10 protein-coding genes are annotated in these 12,622 nt (G+C 44.0%); all 10 read right to left on the bottom strand.

The window, feature by feature from the left end:
• Positions 1-10: 10 nt before the first annotated feature.
• Complete coding sequence (gene cotE, locus LOR49_RS06185) at positions 11-580, bottom strand: outer spore coat protein CotE (RefSeq protein ID WP_240375388.1); 570 nt, start codon at positions 578-580, stop codon at positions 11-13.
• Positions 581-924: 344 nt separating this feature from the next.
• The gene (locus tag LOR49_RS06180; RefSeq protein WP_240375387.1) at positions 925-1,356 is read right to left on the bottom strand and encodes a YlbF/YmcA family competence regulator; all 432 of its coding nucleotides are present in this window, start codon (positions 1,354-1,356) and stop codon (positions 925-927) included.
• On the bottom strand, positions 1,356-2,978 hold the full coding sequence (gene miaB, locus LOR49_RS06175) for a tRNA (N6-isopentenyl adenosine(37)-C2)-methylthiotransferase MiaB (RefSeq protein ID WP_240375385.1): 1,623 nt from the start codon (positions 2,976-2,978) through the stop codon (positions 1,356-1,358). Before miaB ends, LOR49_RS06180 begins: the two co-directional genes overlap by 1 nt.
• Before the next feature lie 133 nt (positions 2,979-3,111).
• Positions 3,112-4,797, bottom strand: a complete 1,686-nt coding sequence (locus LOR49_RS06170) for an ABC-ATPase domain-containing protein (protein WP_240375384.1) — start codon at positions 4,795-4,797, stop codon at positions 3,112-3,114.
• Positions 4,798-5,143: 346 nt separating this feature from the next.
• Positions 5,144-5,404, bottom strand: coding sequence for a stage V sporulation protein S (locus LOR49_RS06165; RefSeq protein WP_026701128.1), 261 nt, complete (start codon positions 5,402-5,404; stop codon positions 5,144-5,146).
• Between the two features lie 169 nt (positions 5,405-5,573).
• Positions 5,574-6,368 carry a TIGR00282 family metallophosphoesterase gene (locus LOR49_RS06160; protein WP_240375383.1) on the bottom strand — a complete coding sequence of 265 codons (795 nt, stop codon included), beginning with the start codon at positions 6,366-6,368 and terminating at the stop codon, positions 5,574-5,576.
• Between the two features lie 110 nt (positions 6,369-6,478).
• Entirely contained in the window at positions 6,479-8,044 is a 1,566-nt protein-coding gene (rny, locus tag LOR49_RS06155) for a ribonuclease Y (RefSeq protein ID WP_240375382.1), read from the bottom strand.
• Positions 8,045-8,438: 394 nt separating this feature from the next.
• On the bottom strand, positions 8,439-9,494 hold the full coding sequence (gene recA / locus LOR49_RS06150) for a recombinase RecA (RefSeq protein ID WP_240375381.1): 1,056 nt from the start codon (positions 9,492-9,494) through the stop codon (positions 8,439-8,441).
• A 265-nt stretch (positions 9,495-9,759) separates the two neighbouring features.
• The gene (locus tag LOR49_RS06145; protein ID WP_240375380.1) at positions 9,760-11,370 is read right to left on the bottom strand and encodes a DEAD/DEAH box helicase; all 1,611 of its coding nucleotides are present in this window, start codon (positions 11,368-11,370) and stop codon (positions 9,760-9,762) included.
• A complete protein-coding gene (locus tag LOR49_RS06140) occupies positions 11,357-12,607 on the bottom strand; it encodes a competence/damage-inducible protein A (protein WP_240375379.1) in 1,251 nt (416 codons plus the stop codon). The genes LOR49_RS06145 and LOR49_RS06140 overlap by 14 nt, the downstream gene beginning before the upstream one ends.
• Positions 12,608-12,622: the final 15 nt, after the last annotated feature.

Raw genomic sequence — 12,622 nt, 5'->3', positions numbered from 1 at the left:
GCGCTTCTTGTTAACCATTCTTATCGTCGAGAAATTCAGTATCGATCTCTTTTAATTCTTCATCTGATATTTGCTCATCCCAGTTAATATCTTTGTAATCATCATCTTCTGCGTCAGGATGTACTTGGATGCATACCTTTGTTTCGCCAACAATCTCTGCAGCAAATTCTTTTTCTACATCGACGGTTACTTCCTTGCCATTCTCATCAATTAATGCTTCAAGTGTGCTTGGCTGCTTTACCGTTCGGGCGATGACCTCAATTTCATCCCCTATTAAATCTTTTTGTTTCATCGCAAGGGGGATGACCTCAGAATACGTCACACTGTCTGACAACACATCTGTTTTCGTGTTATCGTCATAGGAATACCAAACATTAATATCATAGCTTCCAATAACTTCTACAGAGTCCCCCTTACGATCTGCATCATAGACATGATTAATAATCCAGCACCCTAATATGCTTGTCGGCTTTTGAGGCGGCTTAATGACGTGATGGTCCTTACAATGCTTTCTCCCTTTTCCACAAACAGCTTTCGTGACAATTTCCCGGTAGTATGGGTTATTTCTTTCCCGCGACATGCATTACCCTCCTTTTCTAACATGCAAATGGCATTTTCCCTGGGCTTCAGGATTTAATATATGCGTGCCAAATGTCTATGTTGTCAATTGTATTCAACATACCTTCTATATATGTTCCCTTCGGCATGATCCGGATGTTCATGCTGTATAACCTCTATTTTATATGTATGGCTTGATTTTCTATATATGAACAAAAAAATCAAAAAATATATTGTTAATGAAAAGCTCTTTGAAGTTTACTAATTTAATAATACAGTACGTGAAATTTTTATAGTATGCGCGATAGCGTCAAGATAAAAAGAGATCACTGCAAGAGATATACTCTTGCAGTGACCTCTCCTTGATTACTGTTTGTGGATCGGAATAAAAGGACTGCGTGCTGTTGTTCCTCTCAGCTTGTCTCCTCCCGTTGACTCGATAATCTCATCCGTTACCGTGTTCGAAATTGTTGTGGAGACAAGCTGCAATAAATGGTTGACTTCTGTCTGGCTCTGTTTGAATTCTTGGACAAGCGGAATTTCATCGATTTCCGCATTCAACTCATCTATTTCTTTTTCTACTTGCTTTAGGGCTTCAGTCTTTTGGTAATGCTGTAAGTTCACAGCTTCTTTTTGCTTGTTCTTAATCTTGGCGATTAATTCCTGGACGCGGACATTTTTGTTGATCTGTCCTTCTGCCCGTTTAAAAAAATCTACCTCTTCTGTTTCTGCAATTAGTTTTCCAAGCTCCCGTGCTTTATCTAGTACTTCTGATTTACTGTATCCATTTTCGCTCATTATTTGTTCACCTCAGCCATTTCTACCATTTCCCCATCAAGCGTCCATGTTTTTGCTTCGATAATTCTTGTGTACACAATCTCCCCGATACATGATTTCGAACCGCGAAAATTAACAAGTTTGTTCGTTCTCGTTCTACCTGAAAGAACGTCAGGGTCTTTCTTGCTCTCCCCTTCAACAAGCACTTCGACAACTTGTCCTTCTAATTCTTTATTGCGGCGTGCCGAAATAGTATTAACAACCTCGTTTAAACGGGCCAGGCGCTCTCTTTTAACATCCTTTGGTACATTATCTTCCATACGGGAAGCCGGAGTGCCATCCCGCGGAGAATAAATATACGTAAAAGCACTGTCGTAGTCCATTTCTTTCATCAATGAAAGCGTATCTTGAAATTGCTCTTCTGTTTCATTTGGGAACCCAACGATAATATCAGTCGTAAAAGAAGCGTGTGGAATCGCCTCTTTTATTTTACGGGCCAACTCCACGTACTCTTCTCTCGTATATTTACGTCCCATAATTTTCAACATCTCGCTGTTTCCGGATTGTACCGGCAGATGAATATGCTCGACGAGGTTGCCGCCTTTTGAGAGTACTTGGATCAAGTGATCATCAAAGTCACGTGGATGACTTGTTGTGAATCGAATACGCGGAATATCAATTTGATGCAGATCGTCCATTAAGTGACCAAGTCTGTAATCCCCATCCAAATCTTTTCCGTATGCATTTACGTTCTGACCGAGCAGCGTAATCTCTTTGTATCCTTGACGGGCAAGATCACGAACTTCGGAAATTATATCTTCGGGCAGACGGCTGCGCTCCTTGCCTCGTGTATATGGCACGATACAATATGTGCAAAACTTGTCACAGCCATACATGATATTCACCCATGCCTGGGTCTTGCCGGCACGCTTACGCGGCATGTTTTCAACTACATCTCCTTCTTTGGACCATACTTCGATCACCATTTCTTTCCCCTGGATCGCCTCATAAAGGAGTTCAGGGACGCGGTGAATATTGTGTGTCCCAAAGATCAAATCAATGTGTTGATGCTTCTGCATAATGCGATTGACAACCGACTCTTCCTGTGACATACAGCCGCAGACCCCAAGAATTAATTCTGGTTTTTCCCGTTTTAATGTTTTTAGGTGGCCAATTTCACCGAATACTTTATTTTCAGCGTTTTCCCGGATGGCGCAGGTGTTTAGAAAGATAACATCCGCTTCTTCATGATCTTCGGTTTCCGTGAAACCCATTTCTTCCAAGATGCCGGACATATTTTCTGTGTCATGGTAGTTCATCTGGCACCCGTACGTACGAATCAAGTACTTTTTGCCGTTCCCAATTGCTTTCATATGCGGAGGTATGGAAAAATCATAATGGACCTCTGCCTCTTCACGGCGACGGCGTCTTCCTTTTTTATAATCAGGCTGGTCTTTGATAAGGATGCTGCGGCCGCCAATTTTCATATACTGCCTGCCGCTTTCATCTTCTTCCATGGACGCATGAGAAAAGTCGAAATACTTACTGTAGTCTTGTGCAGCTTGGGAAGCATCACTGCTGGCGGATTTTGGGTCCCGCGGTGACTCTTCACCCTGCTGTTGTTTGCGTTGTTCTTCGTTCACAATAGCAAACTCCTTTCTGTGTTCTATTTCATTCCTATGTGAATATAGATTGCATTCGTGTTAAAGACCCATCTAGAAATTATACCTTCTCTATCCTGTGAAAACAATAGCTTAGAGGTACTTACCTGGCGAATTAAGAAGGGTTGTCTACCCGCAAAGCACGGTGGCGGTTCATTGCTGCGGCTACTTCATATTTACGCGGCATTGCCATGTCACCAGGATGCCTTCCTTTAAATGGCGACACTTCATCTAACCCCTTTTCAGAAACTTGCTCGTCTAAAAAGTGCAAAATATCCGAGAGCGCAGCATTTTTATCATAAACACCGCACACATACCGTATCATATTTGCTATCGCATTTGCCTGGCTTCCGTTTACGAGTTGTTCCACACCGCTTACATTAATGGCATCTCTTCCAAATAAAATCATATCCTTGCCTTTTGCACTAACTTTTTCTTTCTTCCCTTTTCGTGCCTGAAAACTTCTTAAATCTACAGAACGCTCTGTAATTTTACCGAAAAGCGCATTCTTGTTCCCTTCTCTTCCCGAACCAAAAGTGCGTGCGATTTCTTTTGCTTTCTCGGTGACATCGTATGGAACATAGGCTTCCATCATTACGACACAATCAGCTACCTCAAAATAATCACCGGCGCCTCCCACAACTAAAATGGTGGACACGCCATGCTCGTTAAACAAGGAGCTGACTTTGTCAATAAACGGTGTAATCGGTTCCTGTTCCTTCGCGACCAGTGCCTGCATGCGTGCATCTCGGATCATAAAATTAGTGGCACTCGTGTCTTCATCTATTAGTAAACATGTTGTCCCTGCTTCCAGGCTTTCCATGATGTTTGCCGCTTGTGAAGTGCTCCCGCTCGCATTTTCTGTTGAAAAGGTGCTTGTGTCCTTTCCATTAGGCAGGTTTGATATAAACGGGGAAATGTTGACAGATGCTGTACTGCGGCCATCTTCTGCTCGGACTTTACACGCGGAGTCATCCGTAATCACGTATTCACGGCCATCACCGCTCCGGTGATTATACACCCCGCGCTCAATCGCTTCCAGGAGTGTACTTTTACCATGGTAGCCGCCGCCGACGATGACGGTTACCCCCGTTTTTAGCGCCATGCCTTTAATAGGACCATAATGAGGCAAAGGTATTTCCACTTCTAATGAAGGAGGGGAACGAAAGGGAACCACATCGGATGATTTTAGCGGCCGGCTGCTCACACCGCTTTCTCGCGGCAGAACGGAGCCGTTTGCAATGAATGCTGTATAATGATTCTCCTGTAAAAAACGCCGGATAGTGGTTTGATCATCAGCAAGTGCAATATGCGTTTTAAGCTTTTCCGGGCTATAATTTTTTACGGCTTGGTCTATAACAGCAGGCAAGTGTTCCGTAAGAAGCTGCTTCGCTGGTTTTCCCAAAATAGTTCTGCCTCTTGCCGGCAGCTGAATAGAAAAACGAATATCCAATTCGTCTTCACGAAGTACAACAGCAGTACGATCCATTACTTCCTGTCCCGGTCCGTCAATAAAAATTCCCTTTATCTCTTTTTGCTTTTTGATAACTTCCTGAAGCTCTTGTGCAAAAAAATCGATTACCGCGACTCGTCTCTCGTTCGTCTCATCTGTTTCCGCTCCTAACGCCAACCGTTCCCGTTTCACTATTACACGGCCCCGTGATGGGCTGGCAAAAGGGTCAGCCTGAATGTGATCGAGATGCAAGATAAAGTCAGGAAAGTGATAAGCCCCTTTCAAATCGTTGTATGCCTTGTAACCTTTACGGTCGATCCGCTCGATTATTTTTAATAATTGCTGCATCTCTATCCGTCTCCTTTTCCAAATAATTTCTTCTTAATTATACCGGTTCAGGCACTTACCATGGTGCGACTCTATTTGGCAGACTATTATCGTCTCTATCAATATTTTCGCGTGTTTTCATTTATTGACCAGACCGCAGTTCATCTACGCATGCGAAGAGAGTTATACGATCGTCATTCATTCCTGGATATGTTACACAGTTGACCGCGCACACAACGTGAAAAACCTGACTGTGTCAGCAGGACAGCCAGGTTTGTAAACATCAATACGCTCTTTAGAGGAGGGATCAACAGCCTCCCTCCCTTTATACAGAAATGCAAGGCAAGATACATTTTGCCTGTGAAGCCTACCGAGGCTCTATGATCAATTTAATTGCCGTTCGTTCTTCACCATCAATTTGAATATCTGTAAAGGCAGGTATACAAATAAGGTCTATCCCGCTTGGGGCCACAAAACCTCGTGCGATAGCAATAGCTTTAATGGATTGATTCAGGGCGCCTGCGCCTATAGCTTGGATTTCGGCAGCACCTCTCTCACGAATAACTCCCGCCAAGGCGCCAGCAACAGAGTTGGGAGTGGATTTGGCTGATACTTTTAATACTTCCATTTTTAGTACCTCCTTATGTGGAATAAATGCCCCTCATTACCTATATTCATGATAAACTACGTATATTCCTGCTAATAAAGCGAAACTTCAGTCAGTGAGGTTTTCCATCCCCCTCTGATTGTTAATAGAACGATCGGGTATCAACTGTGACATTTATTATTTAAGCAACTTATTCAAAAAACGGTTCTTCAGCACTTATTTGGATTCGTTTTATTTTCAAGGCTTTTCCTGTTTCTGGATGCGCCTCCACAAGTATTCCATTTAATTGTTCCCTTCCCGTGTCCACTTCAAACCTTGCAGGTAGGCTCGTTAAAAATTTCTTAATAATATTCTCTCTTTTCATTCCGAGGATACCATCCATAGGCCCTGTCATCCCAACATCGCTTATATAAGCGGTTCCCTGCGGAAGAATGCGGTTATCAGCCGTCTGTACATGGGTGTGCGTGCCGGCTACAGCCGTAACTTTTCCATCTAAAAACCATCCCATTGCTTGTTTTTCACTTGTAGCCTCTGCATGAAAGTCCACGAAAATGAATGGTGTTGTTTTTCTCACTTTTTCAATCAGCTCTTCCGCTTTCTTAAACGGACAGTCATTCACCGGCATAAAGGTGCGTCCCATTAAATTTATGACTCCCACCTCGAGATTATTCACTTTAACAATGATATATTCATTTCCTGGTGTGTCACTTGGATAGTTAGCGGGCCTCACGAGCAAAGAGGCATCATTGATAAACTCAAAAATATCTTTATTATCCCAAGTATGGTTCCCAAGTGTCACCGCTTGGGCACCCTGCTCAAGAAAACCTTTATATATTTTTTCCGTGATCCCTTTTCCACCTGCAGCATTTTCACCATTTATAATGGTAACAGTTGGTTTGTACTTTCTTTTCAGTTTAGGCAAATATTCGCGGATCATCGATCTTCCCGGTGATCCCACAACGTCCCCAATAAACAATAACTTCATCGTCGTCTCCTTTACTATATGACACATGTATTAATTTCCGTTATACCAAAAAAAAGGAAAGAGCGCAAATTATGACGAACGGCCAAATAAAAGCGGCCCTTAAGGCCGCTTTATTTTGCATATTCTACTGCTCTTGTTTCACGAATAACGGTGATTCTAATATGGCCGGGATAATCAAGCTCATTTTCCACTTTCTTTGTGATATCCCGTGCTAATTGATGTGCGAGTGCATCATCTACCATCTCTGGCCTTACGATAATGCGTACTTCCCGTCCCGCTTGAATTGCGTACGTTTTCTCTACCCCTTCGAATGATTCAGCTATTTCTTCCAGTCTTTCTAAACGACGAATATATGTCTCCAATGTCTCACGTCTTGCTCCTGGCCGTGCCGCTGACAGGGCGTCTGCGGCGGCTACTAGAGTTGCAATCACCGACGTTGCCTCGGTATCCCCGTGGTGGGAGGCAATGCTGTTGATTACAACAGGGTGCTCTTTATACTTTTGCGCCAGCTCAACACCAATTTCAACATGACTGCCTTCAACTTCATGATCAATCGCCTTTCCAATATCATGAAGCAAGCCGGCACGTTTGGCAAGCTGGGTGTCTTCACCGAGCTCAGCGGCCATTAACGACGTTAGATGAGCTACTTCTATGGAGTGTTTCAGAACATTTTGTCCATAACTGGTTCGATAATGCAGTCGTCCGAGAATTTTGATCAAATCAGGGTGCAAGCCGTGAATTCCCATTTCAAAGGTTGCTTCTTCACCATGTTCCCGGATTAACTCGTCCACTTCACGACGGGCTTTATCAACTGTTTCTTCAATCCGCGCGGGATGGATGCGGCCATCCTGCACCAATTTCTCTAGAGCCGTCCGAGCAATCTCTCTCCGGATTGGATCGAAACCGGAAAGAATGACTGCTTCTGGTGTATCATCAATAATAAGGTCAATCCCGGTCAACGTTTCTAATGCACGGATATTCCGGCCCTCTCTCCCGATAATACGACCTTTCATTTCATCATTCGGAAGGTTGACAACAGAAACAGTCGTTTCTGCAATATGATCAGCTGCACAACGTTGAATAGCTAAAGAAAGGATATTTCGCGCTTTCTTATCAGCTTCTTCTTTGGCACGTTCTGTATATTCTTTTACCATTAGCGCCATATCATGTTTCAGTTCTTTTTCAACGTCTGAGCGAATCATCGTACGTGCTTCCTCACGAGTCATTCCGGAAATACGGTCTAACTCTTCTTGCTGGTTTGCTAAAATCTCCTCCACTTTGCTGTTCTTCTCTTCTACCTGCCGTTGTTTATCAGTGAGAGATTCTTCTCTCGTGTCCAACGATTCTTCTTTTTTGTCTAGCATTTCGCTTTTCCGGTCAAGAATCTCTTCTTTTTGCATTAACCGGTTCTCTTGTTTTTGTATCTCATTTCTTCGTTCTCGTAAATCTTCTTCAGCTTCAGCGCGAATTTGATGGGCTTCGTCTTTCGCTTCAAGTATGACTACCTTCTTACTCGCTTCTGCTTCCCGTTCTGCATCATCTGTAATTTGTTTTGCAGCCTGTTCAGCGCTGACAATTTTCGCCTCTGCTATCGATTTACGAACAAAATAACCAATTAAAAAACATGCAGCTGCAACGACAATTAGCAAAATGGAGATGAGAAAGATACCATCCAAGTCTTTTCACCTCCTCTTGCTATCTGATTGTACTCTTCTTTGGCTTATACCTTGAGAGTGTGTAGTTCATTTTTCATAGAAGTTCCGCATAATTCAACCATACAGTATTCAGTGAAAACACATCATGCGAACAGCATCATGCCTTTTTATTGTATCCTCCAGTAATATCGATGTCAAGACTTCAATGCCGGGGAGACCCTTCACTGCTAAGGGTTGTCTTCCCTATCTTTTTCCTTACTATTTAATAGCAGCTAAAACGTAATTTGAGAGATTCTTCAAGCTGTACAGAAACCCAACAAACTTTGCACAACCGGCATGAATGAACGAATCATTTTTAATGAAAAAGAGACAGGCGTAGGAGAAAATCTCTCAGCACCGTCTCTCTTTATCCTGTTTATTCGTTTTCATCTCCGACCAAAAGACCTGCTTCATGGTCTGTTTCGGCATCCGCTGTATACTCAATTTTGTTCAACTCATAATGGTCGCGAATGCTTGCTTCGATCGCATCTCTAATCTCCTCATTTTCCTTGAGGAATTGCTTTGAATTTTCCCTTCCCTGTCCAAGTCGTTCTCCTTCATAGGAATACCACGCGCCGCTTTTTTGGACAATGTCTAATTCTGCGCCGATATCAAGTACAGAGCCTTCTCTCGAAATCCCTTCCCCATACATAATATCTACTTCTGCTTGTTTAAATGGCGGCGCAACTTTATTTTTGACTACTTTGATTCGGGTTCTATTACCGACCATCTCGTTACCTTGCTTCAATGTTTCGGCACGGCGTACTTCAAGACGTACGGAAGAGTAAAACTTCAGAGCACGACCACCAGTTGTCGTCTCAGGGCTTCCAAACATAACGCCAACTTTTTCCCGGATTTGGTTAATGAAGACCGCGATGGAATTTGATTTGCTTATGGCACCGGAAAGCTTTCGCAGCGCCTGGGACATGAGACGTGCCTGCAGACCGACATGGCTGTCTCCCATTTCTCCTTCGATCTCTGCTTTCGGTACGAGCGCTGCCACGGAATCGACCACTATGATATCCACTGCCCCGCTGCGAACGAGAGCTTCCGCAATTTCCAGAGCCTGTTCGCCGGTATCGGGCTGTGATAAAAGCAGTTCATCAATATTTACACCCAGTTTTTCTGCATAAGATGGATCGAGCGCATGTTCAGCATCGATAAAAGCAGCCTGGCCGCCCTTTCTCTGAACCTCGGCTATCGCGTGAAGCGCCACTGTCGTCTTACCGGAAGACTCTGGACCATAGATTTCAACAATTCGTCCGCGGGGATACCCGCCTACTCCAAGGGCAATATCAATGGCGAGCGCGCCAGTCGAAATAGTCGATACTCTTCTCTCTGCCTGCTCTCCTAGTTTCATAATCGAGCCTTTTCCGAATTGCTTTTCAATGCTTCTTAAAGCCTGATCAAGTGCAGCTTTGCGTTCACTCATTCTATCTGTCTCCTTTTACTCAATTTATATCGGTATAACCGGTGTGAAAAACCCTCTGCTTTCCTCAAAAAAACAGAAAGATATCAGCCTATTTTACGAAGGACCGTTTTTGTTTCATCCCCATCCTTATCATACCTTTTTTTAAACCGCTTGCCAATAGTTTTTACGAACATTTATTCGATTGAACAGCTATTAATCTAACTAAAAAAACGGAAAAACTGTTCAAAGAATGCATTCATTCTTTGAACAGTTTTTATCAGTTGTTTTATTTAGAAGAATGAGAAGATCTGTTTGTTTGCGGGCGTTTAGGACGCGGTTTTGCCGGCTCTAAATTTACCCTGGCACCATTGATACGTGAGTAGCGTAGTGCCTCATAAACGAACGGCGCTACCTCTTCCGGCACCTCTACGAAGGTAAATCGTTCAAATATATCAATACGACCGATTGCCTTACCTGGAATGCCAACAGCTGCAGATATTTCATCGATCAGCACTTTAGGGCTCATCTCAACGTTGCGGCCTACATTTATAAAGAAACGAGTCATCCCCTTCGCGCCGCCTGTCTCTCCAAAATTATAACCAGGATCATTCTCACCGATTGAAGCAGAGAAGTTCAGCTTCATAAGAGAGCGCACGACGTCTTTTGCATCATAATCCGAAAGCAGTTCAGCAGCCAAATCGTCAAACAAAGAAAGTTCTTGTTCATCCGTAAACTGTTCTACAATAAGATTTTTCCATGAATCTTGCTGCTTTTCCACCACTTCTTCAATAGATGGCACTGTCTTCGAAGGAATCTGCATTTTGATCTCTGCTTCAATGGAACGCAAATGTTTCATCTCACGCGGCGTGACAAGAGTAATCGCCTGACCGGTACGGCCTGCCCGTCCGGTGCGTCCTATTCGGTGGACATAGCTTTCGGGATCTTGGGGGATGTCGAAGTTAATCACATGACTAATGTTTTGAACATCAATCCCCCTCGCAGCAACATCAGTGGCGACCAAGAAATCGATGGAGCTTTCCCGAAATTTTTTCATCACCGCGTCACGCTGCGGCTGAGTCAGATCACCGTGCAGTCCATCAACAAGATAGCCTCTTGCCTGCAGAGCTTCCGTCAGCTCTGCCACTCCTTTTTTAGTCCGGCAAAATAGAATACCCAGTTCGGGGTCTTGGCTGTCCAGTATCCGGCACAATGACTCTTGTTTATTACGTTCAAGCACCTTGTAGTACACCTGGTCAATAGACGGAGCGGTGATTTCACTCTTATTAATAGAAACGGTGACCGGCTTTACCATATAACGGTTCGACAGTTTGCGGATGGCTTGCGGCATCGTTGCTGAAAACAGGAGCGTCTGCCGATCAACATTCACTTGCTTTAGAATTGCTTCAATATCATCTACAAAACCCATGTCGAGCATTTCATCCGCCTCATCCAAAACGACAGTGCTGACACGGTCCAGTTTTAACGTACGCCGACGCAGGTGATCCTGCAAGCGGCCGGGGGTGCCGATAACGATTTGGACACCTTGCTTCAATGCCTTAATTTGATGGCCAATTGACTGGCCGCCGTAAATTGGAAGAGTCCGGATATTCAAGTGCTTAGAAAGCTTTTGAAGTTCTCCGGATACTTGAATAGCGAGCTCCCGTGTAGGGGTTAAAATAACAGACTGCACGTGAGAGTCTGTCGTGATTCGGTTGATCAGCGGAATTCCAAACGCCGCAGTCTTACCGGTACCTGTTTGGGCCTGGCCGATCACATCATCCCCTTTTAATATTACGGGAATTGCCTTCTCCTGAACAGGCGAAGGTTCTTCGAAGCCCATTTCCTTAATCGCTTTTTTAATTTCATTTTTAATTTCAAAGTCATCAAAATACGTCATTTGTTACCACCTTTTCCCTCAATAGAAACCAGCAGCCGTGATAAACCGCTAACCGGCGGATTTGTTCCCGGCTTCCTGATAAATGTAATAAGTGTGATGTTGTACCATGTGGGCCGGCGATGCCGATCCATACTGTCCCGGGCACCTTCCCCTCCAGCGAGTCAGGACCGGCTGCTCCCGTAAAACTGATTCCAACATCGGTTTGATATAAGAAGCGAACAGACTCCGCCATGCTTTCTGCACATTCCTTGCTTACCATTCCTGCTTCGTTAAGGAGCTCTTTTTCTATTCCTAGTACGGTTTCTTTCGCACTTTTTGAATAAACGGTAGCTCCCCCTTCTAGTACGGCGGAAGCTCCTTCAACATCAACTACCGCTTTAGAGAACCATCCACCCGTGAGACTTTCCGCAGCTGCAAGCGTTAATTTATTGTGACGGAAATGCTTTACTACCTGCTGAGGCAATGTTTCCTCTTCCCGCCCATACAAAAAACGACCCAGTCTATTTGTAATCTCTTTGTCTATTTTATCTAAAAGGAGAGTCCCCTCTTCGTGAGATCCAGCTTTAGCAGTTAAACGAACCGTCACTTCACCATCTGATGCAAGCGGTGCAATCGTCGGGTTGGTCTGCGCCTGAATAAGGTCGAGGAGCTCTTCCTCCAGGCTTGACTCCCCAATTCCGAAAAATCGAAGAACTCTAGATAAAACAAGGGACTCACCGCCTAATTCACGCAATAAAAACGGTCTTACGTCATTCCAGAACATATTCTTCAGCTCTCGCGGCGGTCCTGGCATTAGAATCAGCAGCGACGTTTTATAAGGCATCGCAAAGCCACAGGCCATTCCAGCTTTATTATAAAATACTTCACTGCCTTCTGTATAGAGCGCTTGCTTTTTATTATTCGCTGGCATATATTTTTTCGTTTTTTCATAATACTCGCGAATTTTCTTCAAAGTTGGTTCATGGTAATGAAGCTGCGTTCCTGTTAAATCAGCGATGACCTCTTTTGTAATGTCATCCTCTGTCGGCCCCAGTCCACCTGACAAAAAAACGAAATCGGCCCGGTGTACCGCTTCACTGATCGCGGCATACAATCGTTTATAATTATCCCCAACAACCGTATGCCGATAAACATCGATTCCGATACCGGCGAGCTCAGTAGATAAATATTGACCATTCGTATTGGCAATCTGCCCAAGTAACAGCTCGGATCCAACTGCAATAATTTCGGCGTTCATTTTTTCACCTCGTTT

The sequence above is a fragment of the Bacillus piscicola genome (assembly GCF_022458745.1).
GTDB lineage: Bacteria > Bacillota > Bacilli > Bacillales > Marinococcaceae > Alteribacillus_A > Alteribacillus_A piscicola.
The sequence above is the reverse complement of the archived record's forward strand: the minus strand, read 5'-3'. Positions and strand labels throughout refer to the sequence as shown.